Origin of the sequence: Mesorhizobium sp. LHD-90 (genome assembly GCF_030929505.1) — a bacterium.
GTDB lineage: Bacteria > Pseudomonadota > Alphaproteobacteria > Rhizobiales > Rhizobiaceae > Kumtagia.
Genome location: NZ_JAVFVV010000010.1, coordinates 182479 through 205845 on the forward strand (window position 1 = coordinate 182479; position 23367 = coordinate 205845).

Genomic DNA, 23367 nt, shown 5'->3' on the forward strand with positions numbered 1-23367 from the left:
TTGATCACCTCGCGCTTTTAAGCAACCCTGTCTCCCCGGACCTCGATCGATGCCCAGTACGGAAGGCGCCCCTCCCGATGACGCAAGTCTCGAAGCTTTTTCGGCGGTCGAACGGCCTCGTCGCGATGAATCGTGAGCAGGCGATGCGTCCCGAAGTTCAATCCCCGACTGGAACCAGGATGAGGCGCTCCCGATGAACATCAAGAACAATTGGGTTTGGATAGTCCTCGCTCTCGGCCTGCTCGCGGGCGGCTACTATGCGTGGCAGCAATACTCCAATCCCGGTCTGCCCGAGGGCATCGCCTCAGGCAACGGCCGGATCGAGGCGACCGAAATCGATATTTCCGCCCGCATCCCGGGCCGCATCAGGGAGATCCTGGCCAATGAGGGCGATTTCGTCGAGGCGGGCCAGATCCTGGCTCGGATGGACACCGATCAGTTGGAGGCCCAGCGGCGGCAGGCCGAGGCCGAACTGAAGCGCGCGACGATCGGCATCAAAACCGCAAATAGCGTGGTGACGCAGCGGCAGGCGGAGCGCTCGGCCGCCGAGGCCGTCGTCGCCCAGCGCGAGGCGCAGCAGGAGAACGCCGACAAGAAGCTCGTGCGTTCCCAACAACTGAGGCGCACCGACAACGTGTCCCAGCAGATCCTCGACAATGACCGTGCCGCGGCATTGGAGGCGAAGGCGGCCGTCAGTGCGGCTCAGGCGCAGCTCGCGGCGGCGGACGCCGCTGTCAGCGCGTCCGAGGCGCAGGTGATCGACGCCAAGGCCGCCGTTGACGCCGCGCAGGCGGCGATAGAAAGCATAACCGCGGACATCAACGATGCCGTGCTGCGCTCGCCGCGCGCAGGCCGGGTTCAGTACCGCGTCGCCGAGCCGGGGGAGGTTCTCGCCGCCGGCGGGCGCGTCCTCAACCTCGTCGATCTCGGCGATGTCTACATGACGTTCTTCCTGCCGACGGCGCAGGCGGGACGCGTCGCCATCGGCTCCGACGTCAGGCTCGTCCTCGACGCAGTGCCCCAGTATGTCATCCCGGCCAAGGCTGGTTTCGTCGCCGACGTCGCGCAGTTCACGCCGAAGACCGTCGAGACCGAGGAGGAACGGCTGAAGCTGATGTTCCGGATCAAGGCGCAGATTTCTCCTGAGTTGCTCAAGAAGTACATCCAGTACGTCAAGACCGGCCTGCCGGGTGTGGCCTATGTCAAGATCGATCCGGAAGCGGAATGGCCCGCCTTCCTGCAAGAGGTGGTGGCGCCGTGACAGGCGACCCGCAGGCCAGCGGAACCTCGACCGACAAGGCGCCGGTCGCCCGACTGAAGGGCGTCGGCCTTTCTTATGGAAAGCGGCGCGCCCTCGACGGGATCACGCTGGACATTCCCAGCGGCTGCATGGTGGGGCTGATCGGCCCCGACGGCGTGGGCAAGTCAAGCCTGCTGTCGCTGATCGCCGGCGCGCATGTCATCCAGGAGGGCCGCGTCGAGGTCCTGGATGGCGACATAGCCGACGGCAATCATCGCCGCTCGGCCTACAATCGCATTGCCTACATGCCGCAAGGCTTGGGTCGCAATCTCTATCCGACCCTCTCGGTCTTCGAGAACATCGATTTCTTCGGCCGCCTGTTCGGCCAGGACGGCAGTGAACGGCAACGGCGCATCGCCATGCTGCTCGAGCGGACCGGCATGTCGCCGTTCGCCGACCGGCCCGCGGGCAAGCTCTCGGGCGGCATGAAGCAGAAGACCAGCCTCTGCTGTTCGCTGATCCACGATCCGGACCTGCTGATCCTGGACGAGCCGACCACCGGAGTGGACCCGCTCTCGCGCCGCCAGTTCTGGGAGCTGATCGACGATATCCGGGGCGACAGTCCCGGCATGAGCGTCATCGTGGCGACCGCCTACATGGAGGAGGCTGCGGGGTTCGACTGGCTGGTGGCGATGGACGAGGGACGAATCCTCGCAACAGGCACGCCAGCCGAGCTGCTGGCGAAAACCGGAACGGACAACCTCGACGCCGCCTTCGTCGCCCTCCTTCCCGAAGCGAAACGGCGCGGACACAGCGAGGTCGTCATCCCGCCGAGAACCGGACAAACGAACGAGGAAATCGCCATCGCCGCAAAGAACGTGACCGTGCGCTTCGGCGATTTCACCGCCGTCAACAATGTCAGCTTCGAGATTCCGCGCGGCGAGATCTTCGGATTCCTCGGCTCCAATGGCTGCGGCAAGACGACGACGATGAAGGTGCTGACCGGACTGCTGCCCGCCAGCGAAGGGACGGCCACGCTGTTTGGCCGCGAGGTCGATCCACGCGACATGGCCGTGCGCCGCCGCGTCGGCTACATGAGCCAGGCCTTCTCGCTCTACACCGAGCTGACGGTCCGGCAGAACCTCGATCTTCATGCGCGCCTGTTTTCCATGCCGGCGGCGTCCATTCCCGGCCGGATCGAGGAGATGGCGCAGCGCTTCGATCTGGAAGACATCATGGACTCCCTGCCGGAAGCGCTGCCGCTCGGCATCCGCCAGCGCCTTTCGCTGGCCGTTGCGATGATCCACTCGCCCGAGATCCTGATCCTCGACGAGCCGACATCCGGCGTCGATCCGGTCGCCCGCGACAGTTTCTGGCAGATCCTGGCGGACCTCTCGCGCAAGGACGGCGTGACCATCTTCGTGTCGACGCACTTCATGAACGAGGCGGCGTTTTGCGATCGCATCTCCCTCATGCACGCTGGAAAGGTGCTCGTCAGCGACACCCCAGCCGCGATCGTCGCGCACAAGAAGGCAAAGACCCTCGAGGATGCGTTCGTCACCTATCTCGAGGAGGCTATCGAGGAAGGTCAGCCGCCCGCGGCGCCATCTCCGGTTCCGGCGAAGCCCGTGCCGGAGGCAATTGCCACGGCGCACCAACCCGGAAGCAGCGCGTTCAGCTTCAGGCGCATGTTCGCCTATGCGCGCCGCGAGACGCTCGAGCTGCAGCGCGATCCGATCCGTGCGAGCCTGGCGCTTGTCGGGTCTGTCCTGCTGCTGTTCGTCATCGGGTTCGGCATCAGCCTGGATGTCGAGGACCTGACCTTCGCCGTGCTCGACCGCGACGACACCACCATCAGCCGGGACTATGTGCAGCAGATCGCGGGCTCGCGCTATTTCATCGAGAAGGATCCGATCACCGACTATCAGGATCTCGACCGGCGCATGAAAGATGGAGAGATCAGCCTGGCCATCGAGATCCCGCCGAACTTCGGACGCAACGTCGCGCGCGGGACGAACGTCGAAGTCGGCGCGTGGATTGATGGCTCTATGCCGTCGCGGGCCGAGACCGTCAGGGGCTACGTGCAAGGCATGCACCAGACCTGGCTCACGCAGAAGGCGCGAGAACTCTATGGCGACGCCGCCACCGTCGGCAATTTCCAGCTCGAGATCCGGTATCGCTACAATCCTGACGTCCAGAGCCTGGTCGCGATGGTGCCGGCGGTGATTCCCCTGCTTCTCCTGATGATCCCTGCCATGCTGGCGGTGCTCAGCGTCGTGCGCGAGAAGGAACTCGGCTCGATCGTGAATTTCTACGTGACGCCGTCCACACGCATGGAATTCCTGGTTGGCAAGCAGGCGCCCTACGTCGTGCTTGGCATGCTGAACTTCCTCATGCTCTGGGCTTTCGCCGTCACCGTGTTCGGCGTGCCGTTCACCGGCAGCTTCCCCGCCCTTGCCGCCGCTGCCTTCCTCTACGTGATCTTCACCACCGGCATGGGGCTGGTGATCTCCAGCTTCATCGCCAGCCAGATAGCAGCCATCTTCGCCACGGCCCTGATCACCCTTATCCCCGCCGTGCAGTATTCCGGGATGATCGACCCGGTTTCCTCGCTTGAGGGGTTCGGCGCGTTTGTCGGCAAGATCTACCCCACCACCTATTTCATGACCATCTCGCGCGGAACCTTCTCCAAGGGCCTGGATTTCCACGACCTTGCCGGTTCATTCGTCCCGCTTATCATCGCAGTGCCGGTGCTGTTTCTCCTCGGGACGGCGCTGTTGAAGAAGCAGGCGTCCTGATCATGCGCGTCGCCAACGTCTACAATCTGGGCGTCAAGGAACTGCGCGGCCTCGGCCGTGACTACATGCTGCTCATCCTGATCGTCTACGCCTTCACCCTGGCGATCTATACGGCGGCCACCGCGCAGCCCGAGACGCTGAACCGCGCCGCCATCGCCATCGTCGACGAAGACCAGTCGCCCGTGTCCTCGCGCATCATAACCGCCTTCTATCCCCCCTATTTCACGGTTCCGCGCATCATCGACCAGTCGGAGATGGATGCGCGCATGGATGCCGGCCTCGACACCTTCGCGCTCAACATTCCGCCGAACTTCCAGCGCGACCTTCTGGCCGGGCGCAGCCCGACCATCCAGCTCAATGTCGACGCGACGCGCATGAGCCAGGCCTTCACCGGCGGCGGCTACGTCCAGACCATCGTGTCGGCCGACGTGAACGAGTTCATGAACCGGTACAGGGGAACGAGCAGCGTTCCTGTCGACCTTGCCTTGCGTGCGCGCTTCAACCAGGAACTCAACAAGGGCTGGTTCGGCGCGCTTTCCAACGTGATTTCGTCGATCACCATGCTGTCGATCGTGCTGACGGGAGCCGCCCTCATCCGCGAGCGCGAGCACGGGACGATCGAGCATCTTCTGGTGATGCCGGTGACGCCGGCCGAGATCATGCTGAGCAAGGTACTCTCGATGGCGCTCGTCGTGCTGGTCGCGTCGGCGGCGTCGATCATCTTTATCGTCCGCGGCGCGCTCGGCGTGCCTATCGAGGGGTCGATCGCGCTTTTCCTGGTCGGCACGGCGCTGCACCTCTTCGCCACCACGTCGCTGGGGATTTTTCTCGCCACCGTCGCCGGTTCCATGGCGCAGTTCGGGCTGCTGTTGATGCTAGTGCTGCTGCCTCTCCAGGTGTTGTCCGGAGCCACCACGCCGCGGGAAAGCATGCCCGAATTCATCCAGACCATCATGCTCGCCGCGCCGAACACGCATTTCGTCATCCTCGGCCAGGCCATCCTGTTCCGCGGCGCCGGAATCGAAGTGGTGTGGCCTCAATTCCTTGCGCTGATAGTCATCGGAGCGGTCCTGTTCGCCTTCGCTCTCGGCCGCTTCCGCAAATCACTGCGGTGAAACGGGTACGTCGCTCCACGAAGGCAACGGCTCTGTCCGAGCAATCGCCGCTGCCGATGAAAAGGATGACCCGTCTCAAATGTCTTGAGCGCGGACAAAGCGTTGACCCGGCCAGAACGTAAAAGTAGCCTGCTGAAGGGGGGTCTCGAACGTAGCTTCTTCGAGCACGGATCGGCAAGGAAAGCTTATGCCAACTGAGACGCCACGCTTCCCGGACACAGAGCGCTTCGTCGGTCGGGAAAACCCTCGCGACAGGGCGCAGCGCGATATGCGGACGACGAAGGGGATGGATGCCAGCCTCCTTGTGTGCCTTCCGGGAGGCGGAGGCTGATGGATGATTTCCTCCGCAACCGGACTTTCGACGAACTGCGCGCAGGCGACACAGCCTCGGTGGTGCGCATCGTCGGACGCGACGACATCGACCTTTTCGCCACCGTTTCCGGCGACGTGAACCCGGCGCATCTGGATGCCGCATTCGCGGCAACGGGCCACTTCGGCCACATCGTCGCGCATGGCATGTGGACGGCCGCGCTCGTCTCGGCGGTGCTCGGCACGAAACTGCCCGGCCCGGGTACGATCTATCTCGGCCAGGAACTCAGCTTTCTCAAGCCGGTGGCTCCAGGCGACACGATCACGGCGACCGTTACGGTCAAGGACAAGCGTACGGACAAGCGCATCGTGACGCTTGCCACGGTCTGCACCAATCATGAGGGCGAGGAGGTGCTGACCGGAACGGCGACCGTGATCGCTCCGGAACACAGCATCGAATGGCCGCGCACGCGGCTGCCCGATGTGTCGCTGAGGCGGCACGACCGCTACGAATCGCTGGTCAGGCGCGCGAAGGAAACGCCGCCCGTCCGGGCCGCGATCGTTCATCCCTGTTCGGCCGCTTCGATCGCCGGCGCCATCGAAGCGCGCGACGAGGGCCTGCTCGAACCTGTCCTTGTGGGACCGGAGAAGAAGATCCGTGCGGCGGCGGAGGCCGCGCAGGTCTCGCTGGACGGGATCGCGATCTATCCGGTCGAGCACAGCCATGCCGCCGCGGCGCGCGCTGCCGAGCTTGCGGTCACGGGCGAGGTTTCCGTGCTCGTCAAGGGAAGCCTGCACACGGACGAATTGCTGGGCGCGATCGTGGCGCCGGATTCGGGCCTCAGGACCGAGCGGCGCATCAGCCATATCTATGCAATGGACGTGCCCGCATACACAAAACCGATCATCGTCACCGACGCCGCGATCAACATCCAGCCGTCGCTCGAGCACAAGCGCGACATCTGCCAGAACGCCGTCGATCTGTTGCGCGCCCTTGGCTGGGATGAGCCGCGGGTTGCGGTGTTGGCCGCGGTCGAGACCGTCAATCCCAAGATGTCCGCCACGCTCGATGCCGCGGCGCTGACCGTGATGGCCCAGCGCGGCCAGATCACTGGCGCCAGGGTGGATGGACCGCTGGCCTTCGACAATGCCATCAGCCCCGACGCCGCCCGCACCAAGGGCATCGTCTCGTCCGTTGCCGGCGCGGCGGACATCCTGCTCGTTCCGGATCTCGAAGCCGGCAACATGCTGGCCAAGCAACTGATCTACTTCGCCGGGGCCAAGGCGGCGGGGCTGGTGCTCGGCGCGCGGGTTCCGATCGTGCTGACAAGCCGCTCCGATCCACTCTCGGCGCGCATAGCTTCGGCAGCACTCGCCAAGCTGGTTTCGGTTGCGCGTCTCCCGAAGGGAGCGTCGGCATGAGCAAATCGCTGGTCACGTTCAACGCCGGTTCTTCGACGGTCAAGATCGGCGTCTTCGATGTCGCCGCTGACCGCCCGCACCGGCTAACGCGTGCGGTGATCGACTTTCGTCACGATCCGCTGACCTTGAGCGTCGGCGAAGGGAAGGAGGTGCGCCAGACGAAACTGGACGCCCGGCCGGGAGAGGACCTGACCGAAGTCGTGTCCGAAACCTTCGCCGGCCTGGCCAGGCATTTCGACATTGGCGAGATCGTCGCTGCCGGGCACCGCGTCGTGCATGGCGGCGACCGCTTCGCTGGGCCGGTGCGCCTCGACGCCGGCACGATCGACGCCATCGCGGCGCTGACGCCGCTGGCGCCGCTGCACCAGCCACAGAATCTGCGCCTGATTCGCGCGATCAGCGACTTCGGGCCGAAACTCGTACAGGTCGCCTCGTTCGATACGGCGTTCCATCGCACGAACGCCGAGATCGTCCGGCGCTTCGCGATCCCGCGCGAGTTTCACGACCGCGGCGTCAAGCGCTACGGCTTCCATGGCCTGTCCTATAAATACATCGCCGGGGAGCTGGCTCGCAGGACGCCGCAGGCGGTCCGGGGCAAGGTCGTCGCCGCCCATCTCGGCAGCGGTGCGAGCCTTTGCGCCATGGAGGATGGCGCGAGCCGGGACACCAGCATGGGGTTCTCCACGCTCGACGGCGTTCCCATGGCGACGCGCTGCGGCGCGCTCGATCCTGGCGTGCTGCTGCATCTGTTTGGCGCCGGCGGGCTCGCGCTCGCGGAGGTGGAGGCCATTCTCTACCATCGCTCGGGTCTGCTCGGTGTCTCCGGCATCAGCGCCGACAGCCGCGTGCTGCTGGAGAGCAAGGACCCGCGGGCGCGGGAAGCGATCGATCTCTTCACCCTGCGCATCGCTGGCGAGGTGGCGCGGCTGACCGCCACGCTCGGCGGCCTCGACACGCTCGTTTTCACCGCCGGCATCGGCGAGAACCAGCCTTCCGTCCGGGCCGGCGTCTGCACGCGGCTGGACTGGCTCGGCGTTGAGCTGGATGCGGCTGCGAATGAGCGCAATGCGGCGGTCGTAAGCAGCAAGGCGAGCCGCGTGGCAGTCCTGGTCATTCCCACCGACGAGGAGCAGGTCATCGCCGAGGAAGCCTTTTCCGTCGTGAAGGCGAAAGCCGCGTGACGACAGGCGAGAGCGTGCTGGTCCTTTCGCAGGCGGGAAGTGCGTCGCCGATGCAGGCAAGGATGGAAGCGCGATGGCGGCAATAGCGGATGTCAGCACCGGTCCCAGGCAGGCAGGTGCGGAGCCGAAGGCGTGGCATGCGGCGGCCGCTGACGACGTGCTGGCCGCGCTGGAGACGAGCGCCGAGGGGCTGACGCAGGACGAGGCGGCGCGCCGGCTGCGGGCGGGTGGCCCGAACCAGTTGCCGGCGACAGCGCGCCAGCATCCGGTGCTGCGCTTCCTGGCGCAGTTCAACAATGCGCTGATCTATTTCCTGCTGGCGGCCGCCGTCGCGGCGACGGCGCTGGGGCATGTGGTCGACGGCGGCGTCATCCTCGCGGTGGTGCTGGTCAACGCGATCGTCGGCTTCGTCCAGGAGGGCAAGGCCGAGCAGGCGCTCAACGCGATCCGCGACATGATCGCGCCGCACGCGGTCGTCGTGCGCGGCGGCGAACGCCACAAGATCGACGCCCGCGACATCGTTCCGGGCGATGTCGTCGTCGTGGAGGCGGGCGACAAAACGCCGGCCGATATCCGCATCCTGCGCGCGCGCGGCCTGACGGCGGACGAGGCGATACTGACGGGCGAATCGGTGCCGGCCGACAAGACCGAGGAGCCGGTCCGCGACGACGCCCCCCTTGGCGACCGCCACTCGATGCTCTTTTCGGGAACGCTCGTCCCGACCGGGCAAGCGATGGGCGTCGTGGTTGCCACCGGCGCGTCGACCGAGATCGGCCGCATCTCGAACCTCATCAGCGAAGTCGCGACGCTGACGACGCCGCTGCTCGCGCAGATCAACCAGTTTGGCAGATGGTTCACCGGGTTCGCCATTATGGTGGCGGCTGCGCTGTTTGCCTTCGCCATGCTCTTCCGCGGCTACGATGCGGTCGATGCGCTGATGGTCGTGGTGGCGCTGGCGGTTGGTGCCGTGCCTGAAGGCTTGCCCGCGGTCATCACAATCACGCTGGCGATCGGCGTCCGCCGCATGGCTGCCCGTAACGCTGTGGTGCGGCGGCTGCCTGCCGTGGAAACGCTCGGCGCCACGTCCGTTATCTGCTCGGACAAGACCGGCACGCTGACGAAGAACGAAATGACGGCGCGCCATGTCGCGACGCCGGCCGGACTGACCGAGGCGAGCGGTTCGGGCTATGCGCCCGACGGTGCGCTCGCCGATCCGAAGGGCGGCAAGCCGGCAGACGATCCGGTTCGGGACGACCTGATCCGCGCCGGTCTGCTTTGCAACGACGCCGACCTCGTCGAGCTTGACAGCGCCTGGAGCGTGCGGGGCGATCCCATGGAAGGGGCGCTTGTCGCGCTGGCCGCCAAGGCGAGCCTGCTTCCCGACGCCGAACGCGAGGCATGGCCCCGGGTCGACGAGATCCCGTTCGACGCCCAACACCGCTTCATGGCGACGCTGAACCGCGAGCCAGGGGGCGGCGCCCGCATCTTCGTGAAGGGCGCGCCGGAACGCGTGATGTCGATGTGCGCGCAAGAGGCCGGCGGCGGCCCGGTAAACACGCAATACTGGCAACAGCGCATCGACGACGCAGCGGCAAAGGGCGAGCGCCTGCTGGGCTTCGCGGTGAAGCCGGCCGGCCCCGGCGTCGAGCGCCTGGAATTCGGCCTGGTCGAGACGGAACTGACCTTCCTCGGCGTCGTCGGCTTCATCGATCCCCCGCGCGACGAGGCGATCCGCGCCGTGGCCGAATGCCGCTCGGCCGGCATCGCGGTCAAGATGATCACCGGAGACCATGCGGGCACGGCCGTCGCCATTGCCAGGCAGCTCGCCATCGCCGACGATCCGAGGGCGATCGAAGGGACCGAACTGGACGGCATATCGGACGACGAGTTGCGCAAGGTGGCTGAAGAGGCGAGCGTCTTCGCCCGCGCCACGCCAGAGCACAAGCTCAGGATCGTGCGGGCTCTCCAGACGAACGGCCATATCGTCGCCATGACCGGCGACGGCGTCAACGACGCCCCGGCCGTCAAGCAGGCGGACGTCGGTGTCGCCATGGGAAGAAAAGGCACCGAGGCCGCCAAGGAAGCGGCGCAAATGGTGCTTCTCGACGACAATTTCGCCTCGATCGTCGCCGCCGTCCATGAAGGGCGAACCGTTTACGACAACATCCGCAAGGTGATCGGCTGGACGCTGCCGACCAATGGCGGCGAGACTCTGGTCGTCGTCTTCGCCATCATTTTCGGCCTGGTCCTGCCGATGACGCCGGTCCAGATACTCTGGATCAACATGATCCTGTCCGTCACGCTCGGCCTCGTGCTGGCCTTCGAGCCCGCCGAGCCGAACGTCATGCAGCGTCCGCCTCGGCGCCGTGATACCCCGATCCTTTCCCCTTTTCTGCTCTGGCGGCTGGCCTTCGTGTCATTGCTCTTCACCATCGCCGTCCTGGGCATATTCGAGTACGCGACGAGGCGGGGCTACAACGTGGAGACTGCCCGCACGATGGTCGTCAACACCATCGTGGTGATGGAGATCTTCTACCTGTTCAACGTGCGCTACCTGCACATGACGTCGTTCAGCCTGATCGGCGCGGCGGGCACGCCGGCCGTTATGACAGCGATCGCCGTTGTCGTCGTGGCGCAGTTCGCATTCACATACGCGCCGTTCATGCACGCGCTTTTCGACAGCGCCCCGGTTGGGCTCGCGGACGGCCTGCTGATTATCGGCATAGGCATCGTGACGATGATCATACTGGAGGCCGAGAAGGTCATCATGCGACGGCTATGGCCGTCGGCGTGGCGGGCAGCCTGAGCGGTTCGAACCGGAACGAAAGTGCGGATTCCTGGGGGCAGTGAATCTGAAGTTTAGGCCAAGCAAAAGGAGCACCCCGATGTCCAAGATTCCCAAGATGATGAAAGCCGCCGTCGTGCATGAATTCGGCAAGCCGCTTGTCGTGCAAGAAGTTCCGGTGCCGGCGCCGGGCCGGGGCGAGGTTCTGGTCAAGGTGCTGGCCTGCGGCGTCTGCCATACCGACCTTCACGCGGCCGACGGCGACTGGCCGGTCAAGCCGAGCCCGCCGTTCATTCCCGGCCATGAAGCAGTCGGCATCGTGGTTGCGCTCGGCGCCGGCGTCAGCGAACTGGCGTTGGGCGAACGCGTCGGCGTGGCCTGGTTGCACGACGCCTGCATGCGCTGCGAATATTGCGAGACCGGTTGGGAGACGCTCTGCGAGCAACAGCACAACACCGGCTATAGCTGCGACGGGGGATTTGCGGAGTATGTCGTGGCCGCCGCCCCGTTCGTCGGACGCATACCGGAAGGCGTAGACACCGCCGAGATCGCGCCGATCCTGTGCGCGGGCGTCACGACCTATAAGGGCCTGAAGGAGACCGAGGCGCGGCCGGGCGAGTGGGTCGCCATCTCCGGCGTCGGCGGGCTCGGCCATGTCGCGATCCAGTACGCCAAGGCGATGGGGCTGAACGTCGTGGCCCTCGACATCGCGCCCGAGAAGCTGGAACTGGCGCGGCAATCGGGCGCCGACGCGGCCGTCGATGCGCGCTCTGGCGACGCGGTTTCCGAGGTGATCGAGGCGACCGGCGGCGGCGCCCATGGCGTGCTGGTCACGGCGGTGTCGCCGCCGGCCTTCTCGCAGGCGCTGGGCATCGTACGGAGAAGGGGCACGGTCAGCCTGGTCGGCCTGCCGCCCGGCGACTTCCCGACGCCGATCTTCGACGTCGTGCTCAAGCGCATCACGGTGCGCGGGTCGATCGTGGGGACCCGCCGCGACCTCGACGAGGCGATCGCCTTCGCCGCCCGCGGCCAGGTCAAGGCGGAGATCCAAAAGGCTCCGCTGGAGGACATCAACGCGATCTTGACTAAGCTGAGGAAAGGCAAGATCGAGGGCCGGATGGTCCTCGACTTCACCTCATAGCGAAAAACCCGGCCGTCCGATCGGCTTTCATCGCCACTCACGGACGTCGTCCCCTAGTCAGGGACAGTCTGGACGTGTCACCGATCGAGCCGGCAACCGCGATGGAGGTCGTCAGCGCGGCTAGGGCCTGGCAAGGCTTGCCGTGCGGGTGAGGGGGGCTAGCTAGCTCAGCCCTGCGCGGCGGGCACCCTCGCGTATCGCGGCAACGGCAGGAGGATTGGTGACTGGATACGAGGTGATAAACCCCTCGGCCGAAAGGTCCGGAAATTCTCTCGCCAACCGGTCTGCAATCTCTATCGCCTGAGGTGCTTCGCCGAGCATGGCATGTGCCATCGCTTGAAACAGCAGCGTGGCCGGTGAGTCCGACGGAGCCTGAGCAAACGCGGCCAAACTCTCCCTCTGCAGGCCCACGACAAAGCTGGAGCGGCCTAACATGCTATAGTACCAAGGCACGTAGGGATTGAGACGAATCGCCCGTTTCGCCAGTTCATACCCATTTCTCGGATCGCCCGTGACGAACGTCCTCCCGCCCGCAAGCAAGGCGAGCGTGTCGGAATCGTTCGGGGCGGCGGCCAGTGCAAGATCATATTCCCTTTCCGTGGCATCAAGGTCACCTTGCAATGCCCTCACTTCAGCAAGGCAAATGCGCGCGTGAGTGTCACCCGTGTCGAGCGCCAATGCTCGCTCGAGACATGACCTCCACTTCTCCTTGGCTGCGGAAGGGTCAGTGGTGAATGCGTTAATCACGGCCACTGCATGCGCCAGCCCCAAAACGGTCCAAGCCCTTGCAAGGCTGGGGTCGAGTTCGACGGCACGGGACAAAAGCCGGACGGCCTCCGCGTGGGAAGAGCGTGTATACAAGTTATGCTGCTCAACGCCCAGAAGGTAATAGTCATATGCGCGCAGGCTGGCCGGAGGTTTGCGCCGGACCACATCGCGTCGAAGTCTTGCGAGCCTCCCACAACAGCTCGCAAGGACATTGACGACGTTCTCGGTGACCATGTCCTGCACTGCGAAGAGGTCTTCGGCCGACCGATCGTACCGCGATGTCCACAAGTCGATCCCGGTGTGTGCGTCGACCAGTTGCACGCAAATGCGAAGCCGCTGCTCTCTCGCCTGCAAGGTTGCCTCCAGCAAGTAGTCGGCATTCAGTTCTCGCCCTATGGAACGGGCGTCCTCTCCTCGACCTTTGTACGAGTTCATGGTCTGGCGGGCGATTACCGCAATGTCGGGATAACGGGCCAAGTCGGCGATAAGGTCCGCCGCCATACCGTCCGCGAAGCGGTTCCAATGCTCACCCGAACTCAGAATGTTGACAGGCAGGACAGCGAGGATTGGTGGTCCGGACCTGTCTGCCGACGGCTGCTCGGTTTGAGAAGGTGGGTGCGTTGCGTCGCGATGATCGCCGAGCAAGGTGGCAAGCGCTACTTTACTGCGAATGTCGAGCTTTCGGTAAATCGCGGCCAGATGAGTTCGGACCGTTGAAGGTGCTATGAAAAGCGCCTCACCTATTTCGCGATAGGTCATGCCTTCCGCAAACTTCGCCGCAATGACTCGCTCGCGGCCTGACAGGCCGGTCAGCGGACCGCTTTCCTCATTTAGCGCCACGTCACCTCCGTTTGAGCTTGAACGTTGCAGAGAGAAGCTCAGGGCAGGCGGCCGTTCAAAAATACTACAAATGCCGACAAGAAAACACAGCATCTGCACGATGCCGCGCAGGCCCGAACAATCATAGCCTCTGTGCACGGTTCGCCAGTCATGCGCTGGCAACCACATTTCACAGGAGCGAGGTATGCGTAAGCTATCGGTGTTGTCAGGGTTGCTGGCGTTCGCGCTGCTGGTGGGTCCAGGCATCTCGGGAGAGATACAAAAAGACGCGGGATCAATCTCGGAGAATGAGGTGCGCGTTGCCAGCGCACGACAATACTTCGACATCCTCATACGAGCATGCAGGAACGGGTGGCGGTATCCACGCAGCCAAATTGAAAATGGTTTCAAGCGGCACTTCGAGGAGACGAAATTGCAGCTGATTTCGCAGGGTTACAGGATCACCTCCGATGTGACGGCTGGTAAAGCGATCCGACCTTGCTCAGGGTTGCTCGTTGTCGCCCACGGTCCGGAGCGCTCATCGCCCCCACTTGAGTGTTCTCGCCCGTACTGGCTTGGCGAATAGACGCAGGCACCCGGTCGTATCGAGGGTAGCCAAGACCCGTTCGGTCCGCGCTCGCAGCAGAACCGCCGCCCCCATGGCGTGCGAAGTTCATATTGAAAGGCCCTATCTACAAAATGGCGAGCACACCGATTACCTGGCGGAATCCGGCCGCCCGCGCCTTGGGCCGGCGGCCGGCTCTCGGCGCTATGGCGCGAGCCGCCAGCGCCAGTCGCGGATTTCCGGCATGTCCTCGCCGTGCTCGCGCACGTAGTCGTGATGCGCGGCGAGCTTGCCTTCGATCTCGGCCGCCAGCGCACGCGCCTTGCCGGCAAGGCCGGGCACCCGCTTGATGACGGCAAGCGCGAGATGGAAGCGGTCGAGCTCGTTCATCACCGCCATGTCGAACGGCGTCGTGGTCGTGCCCTCTTCCTGGAAGCCGTGCACGTGGAAGTTGTCGTGGTTGTTGCGCTTATAAGTCAGCCGGTGGATGAGATAGGGATAGCCGTGATAGGCGAAGATGACCGGCTTGCTCCTGGTGAACAGATGGTCGAACTCGGCGTCGGTGAAGCCGTGCGGATGGGTGATGTGCGGCTGCAGCGTCATCAGGTCGACGACGTTGACGACCCTTATCTTGAGGTCGGGGAGGCTGGTGCGCAAAAGGTCGACGGCAGCCAGCGTCTCCATCGTCGGCACGTCGCCGGCGCAGCCCATCACCACGTCCGGTTCCTCGCCGGCCGGGCATGTGCAGGCCCATTCCCATATGCCGGCGCCGGCCAGGCAGTGGCGCTCGGCCTCCTGCGCGGTCAGCCACTGCGGCTGCGGCTGCTTGCCGGCGGTGATGACGTTGATGCGGTTCCAGGTCCGCAGGCAGTGGTCGGTCACCCACAGGAGCGTGTTGGCGTCGGGCGGGAAGTAAAGACGCACGATTTCGGCCTTCTTGTTGGCAATGAAATCGGCAAATCCCGGATCCTGATGGCTGAAGCCGTTATGGTCCTGCCGCCATACATGCGAGGTCAGCAGATAGTTGAGCGAGGCGATCGGCGCGCGCCAGGGCAGTTCCGAAGTCGTCTTCAGCCATTTCGCGTGCTGGTTCACCATCGAATCGACGACATGGATGAACGCCTCGTAACTGGAGAACAGGCCGTGCCGGCCGGTGAGCAGATAACCCTCCAGCCAGCCCTGGCACAGATGCTCCGACAGCACCTCCATGACGCGTCCCTCCTGCGCGAGGTGGACGTCGTAAGGCTCGATCTTCTCCATCCACACGCGGTCGGTAACCTCGAACACGGCGTCGAGCCGGTTGGAAGCCGTCTCGTCCGGCCCCATCAGACGGAAGTTGCGCGCCTCGGCATTGTCGCGCATGACGTCGCGCAGATAGACGCCCATCGCCCGGGTCGCCTCGCCGACCGTCGCGCCCGGCTCTTCGACCGCCAGCGCGAACGACTTCCAGTCGGGCAGCACGAGGTCGCGCTTGAGCAGGCCGCCATTGGCGTAGTGGGTCGCACCCATGCGCTTCCTGCCGTCCGGCGCCAGCGCCCTGAGTTCGGGGACGAGCTTTCCATTCTCGTCGAACAGCTCCTCGGCGCGGTAGCTGCGCATCCACTCCTCGAGGATGCGCCGATGCGCCTCGTTGCCGCGCGCATTGGCGACCGGGACCTGGTGCGAACGCCAGAAGTCCTCGACCTTCAGGCCGTCCACCTCCTTCGGGCCGGTCCAGCCCTTGGGGCTGCGCAGCACGATCATCGGCCAGCGTGGCCGCTCGACGTCGCCCTTGGAGGCGCGCGCCTTCCGCTGGATCTTGCCGATGCTGTCGAACGCCGTGTCCAGGGCAGCCGCCATCGCCTTGTGCATGGGCGTCGGGTCGTGGCCTTCGACGAATATCGGGTCATAGCCCAGCCCGGTGAACAGGTTGCGCAACTCGTCGTCGGCCATGCGCGCCAAAAAGGTCGGATTGGCGATCTTGTAGCCGTTGAGGTGCAGGATCGGCAGCACTGCGCCATCGGTCCGGGGATTGATGAACTTGTTCGATTGCCACGCGGCCGCAAGCGGGCCGGTCTCGGCCTCACCGTCGCCGACGACGCAGGCGACGACGAGATCCGGATTGTCGAACGCCGCGCCGAAGGCATGCACCAGCGCGTAGCCCAGCTCGCCGCCCTCATGGATTGAGCCCGGCGTTTCCGGCGCCACGTGGGACGGCACCCCGCCGGGGAACGAGAACTGCTTGAACAGCCGGCGCATGCCGCCGACGTCCTCGCTGATCTCGGGATAGATCTCGCTGTAAGTCCCTTCGAGCCATGTGTTGGCGACCATGGCCGGGCCGCCATGGCCGGGGCCGCAGATGTAGAGCACGTCCGAATCGCGTTCCCGGATGATGCGGTTGAGATGCACATAGATGAAGTTGAGGCCGGGCGTTGTGCCCCAATGTCCGAGCAGACGCGGCTTCACATGCTCGGCCTTCAGCGGCTCGCGCAGCAGCGGATTGTCCATGAGGTAGATCTGGCCGACGGAGAGGTAATTCGCCGCGCGCCAGTATCGGTTCATCTGCTCAAGAGTCTGCTTGTCCATAGCCATGGGTTTCTCCGGCATCTGTCGTCTCCCCGCACCTGACAACATATTGGGATATAGGGCAAAGGCTAGATGTATTACCCGCCGCACCGCTGTCGAAGCGGCATGCCTGCCGGCGAGCCGCTGCCAGGACCACCATCGTGGCTCGACGAATATGAAGGACGGCCGCTCCGTTGCAAACCGTGCTTTTGGATACAATCGAGCGCTTCGTAACGATGATCATGCGGTAAGGATTTCGATCTGTTCGGCGATTGGGGGTCGCAGTGAACAAGGGTAAACCGCCTGCCGTTTGCGCATCATGTGCATCATTCGATGCCGGCAAGGACCTCGCTTGCGCCTGCTTTCGTGCTCGTACGTCCGAATGGGTCGGAACACGACCTTCGCCGGATACAGCTCAAACATGCGACGATGTCCAGACGCCGTATCGACATGTCCTCGCACCTATATTGGGTAGCGCAGGGTAACTGCCAGCGGAGCATTTCCGGGAACGTCTTCGTTTCGAACCGCGAGAAACCCAGCGCCTGCCAATATTGCTCTGCCGGCTATTTCTTCCACGATATCATAAGCCCCAGCCTCGGGCGTATCGGCGAAGACGACGGCGCCATCGGTTTCGTCGACGGTTCCGTACACCATGCCATCGATATCAACCATCAAGGATTCGATCGCGCCGTTGGTCGCGGCACGCGCCGCCTCGACTATATCCGTGGTGGCGCGGCGGCTGTTGAAGCGCGCTTCGTACAATGCCTTGACGTCGTCGATCTGCTCCCTGTAAAAAATGTCCAGCAGCGAACGCGCCTCCGTCGCCAATTCCAACTCCGTCAAGCGGTCGGGGCTCCCCGCAATGCCTTGACCGAGAAGCGCGGGGTAGCTGCACAAGCTACGAAAAATCGGCCCTAGCGGTTCGGTTGCGGCCACGATGAGAGGTGTGCTCCGGCCCGCAAGAACCGTGCGTATGGCGGCATCAACCTTCCTCGCGAACTGCCGCAGCAGGACCGTTTGGCCCTCGGCGTTCGCTAATCGCGTGTTCTGGGTGAGGTTGTTCACCGAAGCCCGGCCCGCGGCGTCAGCCGCGCTTTTCGGCAAATCCGCTACCTGCACGACGGACGGGGGCGAGTCGGCGAAAATCTCGATCAGGCGGACCGCATTCTCTGACAGCGCCAGGACGAACGCCGTCTGGGGAAACGCCACGCTACGAAGCAGCGGCTTCAAATAGAAACGATCGGCAACCTGCACCAAGGGGGAAACGACGGTGGCGAGCCGATACGTCCGAATACTGGTGGCCGTGGCAAGGACAACCAGACTGTTGGCCTGCACCCTCCAAAAATCCTCGTCATCCGCCAAATGGGTCAACTGGGCTTCGATCAAATCTCTTCGGCGTTTGTCCAAGCCGCGTGCTTCCAGTTGCTCCAGTCCAGTCTTGACCAGGTTGCCGAACGCTATCTTGCTGCCCGTGATGTGTTGAGTCTCTGGTGTGGTAGGCAAGCAGATTGACAAGCACGCGTCCGCACGTGAACTGATGAGTTCCTTGAGCTCGGGAAGGGTGGGTACATCGACGTAAAGCATTGGCGCATTTCTCCTGACGATCGCGAGGGTATCGATGTAGCCGGTTGATTTCGGCGGCCGTGAGGGCGTCGTACGAATACCACAGACAATCCGCCGTGTCCGCATCCAGCACGATGGCGTCCTGCGGATACGCTGCTCGATGTTACGGAAGCCGGAGCGTCTGATCCTCTACGCAATCTACCAAACAAGCGCCAAATATTGGCTCGCGCTCGATCCCGACAAGTGCGCGAATTCCGTGGTTGTCGAGGCCGCCTGCTTGCACGTCCCTCTTTCGCTCGATGCCAACGCCGAGCAGGTTCTCGCAGCCAAGCTTCGCCCCGGCAACATCGTGGTCATGGACAATCTGCCAGCCCACAGGATCGGCGTCGTGCGCGAGGCGATCGAAAAGACCGGCGCCCGGCTCCTGTTCCTGCCGCCATGCTCGCCCGACTTCAATCCGATCGAGATGGCCTTCTCCAAACTCAAGGCCCTCCTGCGAAAGGCCGCCGCCAGAACCACAAGCAACTATAAGATTTCCAGCGTAGTTTTCGATTTCTAAGTTCGCCCGGAGTTCAACATAAAGATCAAGCGACTCTAAGCCGCCAACTGCCACGGCTGGTGCGCGGGACCTCGCCGGCCGCGATAATATCACAATAAACGCATCTCCTTGGAGCGGCAGCGGAGGTGAGGGCGACCGACGGTCAGGCAGCGCGCGGGAAGAAGATCGCCCGCGATCCGTCGAAGTCGTATCGCCCGGCATGCTGCGGGGCCTCCACAGCGAGCTTGATGACGCTGTCCAGAATGAAAGCGACCTTCGCATCCGACAGCAGCACGCTGAAATTCAGCCGCGTGAAGCCGGGCTTGGCGATCTCGTCGCCCGCAAGGATCGCCTGCCGCATGGATTCGGACTGGGCCGGACCGATGCCGAGCAGACGGTGCACGTACGGACCGGCGCAGGCGCAGCCGCCGCGCGCCTGGATGCCGAAGCGGTCGCTCAGCATGCGTGTTATCAGTTGCTGGTGGACATGGCCGCCTTTGCCGTCGCGCACCCGGAAGGAGAAGATCGGCAGCCGCTCGGCGTCGAGCAGGCCAAGCAGTTTCAGGCGCTCGATGCCGGACCAGGAGGCGATCGCCCGGCGTGTCATCTCGCGGTTGCGGCTGCGCATCGTCTCCACGCCGATCACGTCCTTGACCAGGAACGCCAGCGCCGCGCGGATGTCGCCGACGACATTGGGTGTGCCGGCTTCCTCTCGCGCCTCGAGGTTTTCGCTGTAGTCATGCGCGGTCGGCGAGACGAAACGCACGGTGCCGCCGCCTGGCCAGGTCGGCCGCTCCGACACGACGGCGTCGCAGCGGACGATCAGCACGCCCGACGCGCCGGGTCCGCCGATAAACTTGTGCGGCGAGACGACGACCGCGTCGATCTCGACGCCGGCTTCGGGCGCCATGGCGATTGGCAGGTAGGGGCCGGCGCCGGCATAGTCCCAGATCATCAGCGCCCCGGCCGCCTTGGCGCAGCGGGTGACAGCCGCGACGTCGGTGACGATTCCGGTCACGTTGGATGCCGCCGAGAAGGCGCAGACGATGCGGCGGTCCTCGCCGGCTTCCGCCAGGGCATCGGCGAGCAACGCGAGGTCGGGGCCGCCTTCGGCGGCTTCCGGGACCTCGATCACCTCGGCGCCGCTTTCGCGCCAGGGCAGGATGTTGGAATGATGTTCGTAAGGCCCGATGACAACCAGCGTGCCGGGCCCGACCCCGAACAGCGTAGCGAGCCGATTGATGCCGGCGGTTGCGCCTGACCCGGTGAAGATGACCGCATGCTCGGCATTCGCGCCGCAGCACGCGGCGATCGCGGCGCGGGCCTCGCGGCGCAGCCTCGTCATGAAGCCGCCGCACCAGGACGCCTCGGTGTGGCTGTTGGCGTAGTAAGGCAGCACCTGTTCGAGCACGAACCGCTCGACCTGCATGAGCGCACGCCCGGAGGCGACGTAGTCGGCATAGACCAGCGGCTTTGGACCGAACGGTCCGTCGATCACGGTGTCCTTGCCGACGAGACCGTCGGCCAGCGCGGCGAGGACGTTGCCCTGCTCGAGGCCGTGGCGGAAGCCGGAAAGCAATCCTGCGGGAAGTTCGGGACGTTGGGCGTTCACGGCGGATGCTCCAAGGAAAACCGTCGCCGACAAGCGTAGCGACGATCGCCCGTTGAAACCTTATCGATTTCGTGCCATTTCAGGCGACGCCTGTGTCGTTTGATCGAGAAAATGGAAAAAATCGATGCGATTGATCTGAAGATACTGACCTGTCTGCAAAAGGACGGCAGCATCTCCCAGCGCGATCTGGCCGACCAGATCGGCCTGTCGCAGAACGCATGCTGGCGCCGGCTGCAGCGGCTGAACGCCAGCGGCGTCATCCGTGGGACCAGCACCGCGATCGACCTCACGGCGCTGGGTTTCGACCTCATCGTTTTCGTGATGGTGCGCACGCGCCACCATTCGAAGGAGTGGGCCGACCAGTTCCGCGCGCATGTCGAGCGATTGCCGGAGGTAACCGATTTCTACCGGATCGGCGGCGACTGGGACTATCTGATCAAGGTCACGACGCGCGGCATGTCCGGCTACGATGCCTTCTACCAAAAGCTGATCACCAACTTCGACCTAGCCACTGTCACCGGCTTCTTCTCCATGGAAGCTATCCTGAACAACCGCGCCGTGGATCTAGGCAGGCTGAAATGACGGCCGATCCGTGCGATCGCGGTCTGGCGGCCGATCTTGCACGGGATCTGCTCGGTGCGATCACCCCGGAGATGGTCGACTTGCTGACCGAGATCGCAGCCACGCGTGAGGGCCTGAGGCTCGACACGATCGCGCCGGAACTGCGTCTCGACCTGCAGCTTCGGCTGCCGTCCGTTCTGGTCGTCGACCGCGAACGCGGATACGTTCGCTTCCGCCAGCCGGCGATGGCTGACCTCGTTGCCGCGGTCGCGGCGCGCATGCGGCAAGGGCCGGGGCGGGAGCAGGCGGCGGTCCCGCGCATCAACGGCTTGATCGCAGCGGGTGCGCTTGAGGAAGCGCTGGTCATGTTCCGGCGCGAGGGCGGCGCCTTCTTTTCGATGGTTCACGGCCTGCACGCCGCGACATCTCTGCTCGAGCTTTTCCCGGAAACCTTGCGCGGCAACGACGAGACGCTGGTGCTGGCTGCGGCCGTCAACGCGCTGAAGGCCGGCAATCTCAGCCGCGCCGAGTTCATCGTGCAGGAACGCTTCGGCGCATCCGGCGAACGCCTGTTCGCCGGCCGGCTCCCTGTCGAGGCGTACGGCACCGACTTCCAGTGTTTCCGCTTCATCTATGCGATCTACATGGAAGAGCCGATCGGCAAGCGCGACCTGGAGCGTCTGTTCGATCTGTTGGGCCGGCTGCCGCTGGACAGCTCGATCCAGCGCGGCCTGCTCTACAACGTCGCGCTCGACGTGTTTGTGCGCCAGCACAACTGGGACACGGCCGCGGAAGCCGGGCTGCGCTCGCGCCACCATTACGAGAGCGCGAATGCTATCCTGCTTGCCTTCTATATCGACCTCTATCTGGCCCTGATCAACCTGGTGCGCGGCCGGCTGGTGGAAGGCAACCGGCAACTCGAGCGCGGCAGCCAGCGGCTCGCCGAGTTCAGCGATGCTTCGCCGAACGACCACCGGCTGCTATCCGCCTTCAACCTCATCGCCGCCTACGAGGCTGGAGATGCGCAGCCGCTGATCGGTTTTGCGCTTTCAGACGACCCGGAGACACGCTTCGGCGAGATCTGGCCGTCGGTGGCCGAACCGATCATTGCTTATGGCTGCCTGGCGCTCTCGACCCACGTGACGCTGGCCGCGGCACGCTCGTTCCTCGACCGCTGGCGGCTGCAGGAATGGCGATCCGACCGTTTCGTGCGCATCGTCAATGTGCATGAACTCACCGTCCTGCAGGCGCATCGGCGCTGGCAGGAGGCGGACGAGCTGCTGCTTCGCGTCTCGGCCGAGCGCAACCTGGCGGCAGCAGGCGACCTGGGCGCCGCCAGGCGGGCGCTCTGTACGCAGCAAGACGACATCGATCTCGCACTTGCCGCGCTGCGCAGCGCTGTCGAGGCCGACCCGCACGACGTGGCTGCCGATGCGGCGCTCGCGAGCCTCGCCGACGCGCCGCAGGCGACGCCGCGGCAGCGGGCGCAGGCGTTTCTCTGGCGGGGTGTGGCCTGCCTCGCGACCGGCAACGAGCCCGGCCGGCGCGATGCCTTGACAGGATTCTTCGAGTTGCAGCGCGACGGCCGCCTTGTGGCGCTGATCGACGAGAACCGCGGCCTGCTCGAACGCGTTGCCGGAAACAAGGCTGCGCGTTCCGGGCTGCTGCGGTCACCGCGGCTGGCGCGCTTCCTGCGCGAACTGCCCGATGTGCCGAGGCGCCGCGGGGAGAACGGCTCCGGCATGACGCGGCAGGAGGAGCGTATCCTGTTCCTGCTGGCCGAGCATGTTCCGAACAAGACCATCGCCCGCCGCTTGGGCGTGTCGGTGCCGACGGTGAAGTTCCATCTCAGGAACATCTACCGCAAGCTCGGCGCGGCGGACCGCGACTCCGCCATGGCGATGGCGTTCGAGCGACGCCTGCTCAGCGAATAACCTATCCCAAAAACAGAAAAACCTATCCCAATTTCCGTACTTGGAGCCGACGGCTTTCCGTAGGGTACGACGAACGGGAACAGGGAGGTCGACCGCGATGCAATGGAGGATGCGCGCGCAGCTTTCGCCGCAGGGCGAACTGCATCTGGTTCGGCTCGACGATGGCGGGGCCGTCGACGACGCGCCGGCGTCGGCATGGGGGCCGGTCGATCATCTCGTCGGCGCGGTGGCCGGCTGTTTCGCGAAGAGCTGTCAGATGGTCCAGCATGCCCTCGGCGAACCGGCCAGTGCCGTGGAGGCACATGTGGTCGCCCGCAAGGCCGAGGCGAAGCCGAGCCGGGTGGGGACGGTTTCCATCCATTATGCCATTGGCGTGGCGAGCGCCGACAAAGCGGCGCGGATCGCCAAGGACGCCAAGCGCATCTGCACTGTCACAAATTCCCTCAACTGCGAATTCGAACTGGTGAACTGA

At 64.6% G+C, this 23367-nt stretch carries 15 protein-coding genes and 1 pseudogene; 12 read left to right on the top strand and 4 right to left on the bottom strand.

What is annotated here, in order from left to right:
- The first annotated feature begins 193 nt into the window (after positions 1–193).
- The 7 genes from RB623_RS16150 to adhP all read left to right on the top strand — a co-directional run bounded on the left by RB623_RS16150 (position 194) and on the right by adhP (position 11991).
- Positions 194–1261 (top strand): HlyD family efflux transporter periplasmic adaptor subunit, encoded by a 1068-nt coding sequence (locus RB623_RS16150; protein WP_308057919.1) that lies wholly within the window; start codon positions 194–196, stop codon positions 1259–1261.
- Positions 1225–4038, top strand: a complete 2814-nt coding sequence (gene rbbA, locus RB623_RS16155) for a ribosome-associated ATPase/putative transporter RbbA (protein WP_308057920.1) — start codon at positions 1225–1227, stop codon at positions 4036–4038. Before RB623_RS16150 ends, rbbA begins: the two co-directional genes overlap by 37 nt.
- Positions 4039–4040: 2 nt before the next feature.
- A complete protein-coding gene (locus RB623_RS16160) occupies positions 4041–5153 on the top strand; it encodes an ABC transporter permease (RefSeq protein WP_308057921.1) in 1113 nt (370 codons plus the stop codon).
- A gap of 330 nt (positions 5154–5483) precedes the next feature.
- Positions 5484–6884, top strand: a complete 1401-nt coding sequence (locus RB623_RS16165) for a bifunctional enoyl-CoA hydratase/phosphate acetyltransferase (protein WP_308057922.1) — start codon at positions 5484–5486, stop codon at positions 6882–6884.
- Entirely contained in the window at positions 6881–8065 is a 1185-nt protein-coding gene (locus RB623_RS16170) for an acetate/propionate family kinase (protein WP_308057923.1), read from the top strand. Before RB623_RS16165 ends, RB623_RS16170 begins: the two co-directional genes overlap by 4 nt.
- 73 nt (positions 8066–8138) lie before the next feature.
- Complete coding sequence (locus tag RB623_RS16175) at positions 8139–10871, top strand: cation-transporting P-type ATPase (protein ID WP_308057924.1); 2733 nt, start codon at positions 8139–8141, stop codon at positions 10869–10871.
- A gap of 79 nt (positions 10872–10950) precedes the next feature.
- Positions 10951–11991, top strand: a complete 1041-nt coding sequence (adhP, locus tag RB623_RS16180) for an alcohol dehydrogenase AdhP (RefSeq protein ID WP_308057925.1) — start codon at positions 10951–10953, stop codon at positions 11989–11991.
- Between the two features lie 162 nt (positions 11992–12153).
- Here the strand turns inward: adhP and RB623_RS16185 are convergent, their stop codons facing one another.
- Positions 12154–13761, bottom strand: a complete 1608-nt coding sequence (locus tag RB623_RS16185) for a LuxR C-terminal-related transcriptional regulator (protein ID WP_308057926.1) — start codon at positions 13759–13761, stop codon at positions 12154–12156.
- Between the two features lie 22 nt (positions 13762–13783).
- On the opposite strand from RB623_RS16185, the gene RB623_RS16190 reads away from it, so the two are divergent.
- Positions 13784–14164: a hypothetical protein gene (locus RB623_RS16190; protein ID WP_308057927.1), complete on the top strand. Its 381-nt coding sequence runs from the start codon at positions 13784–13786 to the stop codon at positions 14162–14164.
- Positions 14165–14347: 183 nt separating this feature from the next.
- Here the strand turns inward: RB623_RS16190 and RB623_RS16195 are convergent, their stop codons facing one another.
- Both RB623_RS16195 and RB623_RS16200 read right to left on the bottom strand, forming a co-directional pair.
- Positions 14348–16729, bottom strand: coding sequence for a phosphoketolase family protein (locus tag RB623_RS16195; RefSeq protein WP_308057928.1), 2382 nt, complete (start codon positions 16727–16729; stop codon positions 14348–14350).
- A gap of 420 nt (positions 16730–17149) precedes the next feature.
- Complete coding sequence (locus RB623_RS16200; RefSeq protein WP_308057929.1) at positions 17150–18271, bottom strand: hypothetical protein; 1122 nt, start codon at positions 18269–18271, stop codon at positions 17150–17152.
- A 289-nt stretch (positions 18272–18560) separates the two neighbouring features.
- Between RB623_RS16200 and RB623_RS16205 the strand changes: the two are divergent.
- Positions 18561–18767 (top strand): annotated as a pseudogene (locus RB623_RS16205) (transposase); the annotation flags it as partial.
- 184 nt (positions 18768–18951) lie between these two features.
- Here the strand turns inward: RB623_RS16205 and RB623_RS16210 are convergent.
- Positions 18952–20400: an aminotransferase class V-fold PLP-dependent enzyme gene (locus RB623_RS16210; RefSeq protein ID WP_308057930.1), complete on the bottom strand. Its 1449-nt coding sequence runs from the start codon at positions 20398–20400 to the stop codon at positions 18952–18954.
- Between the two features lie 111 nt (positions 20401–20511).
- Here RB623_RS16210 and RB623_RS16215 point away from each other — a divergent pair, with 111 nt between their 5' ends.
- From RB623_RS16215 to RB623_RS16225, 3 genes are all read left to right on the top strand, one after another.
- A complete protein-coding gene (locus RB623_RS16215; protein ID WP_374121690.1) occupies positions 20512–20982 on the top strand; it encodes an Lrp/AsnC family transcriptional regulator in 471 nt (156 codons plus the stop codon).
- Positions 20979–22895: a LuxR C-terminal-related transcriptional regulator gene (locus tag RB623_RS16220; RefSeq protein WP_308057932.1), complete on the top strand. Its 1917-nt coding sequence runs from the start codon at positions 20979–20981 to the stop codon at positions 22893–22895. Before RB623_RS16215 ends, RB623_RS16220 begins: the two co-directional genes overlap by 4 nt.
- Positions 22896–23004: 109 nt before the next feature.
- Positions 23005–23367, top strand: coding sequence for an OsmC family protein (locus RB623_RS16225; RefSeq protein ID WP_308057933.1), 363 nt, complete (start codon positions 23005–23007; stop codon positions 23365–23367).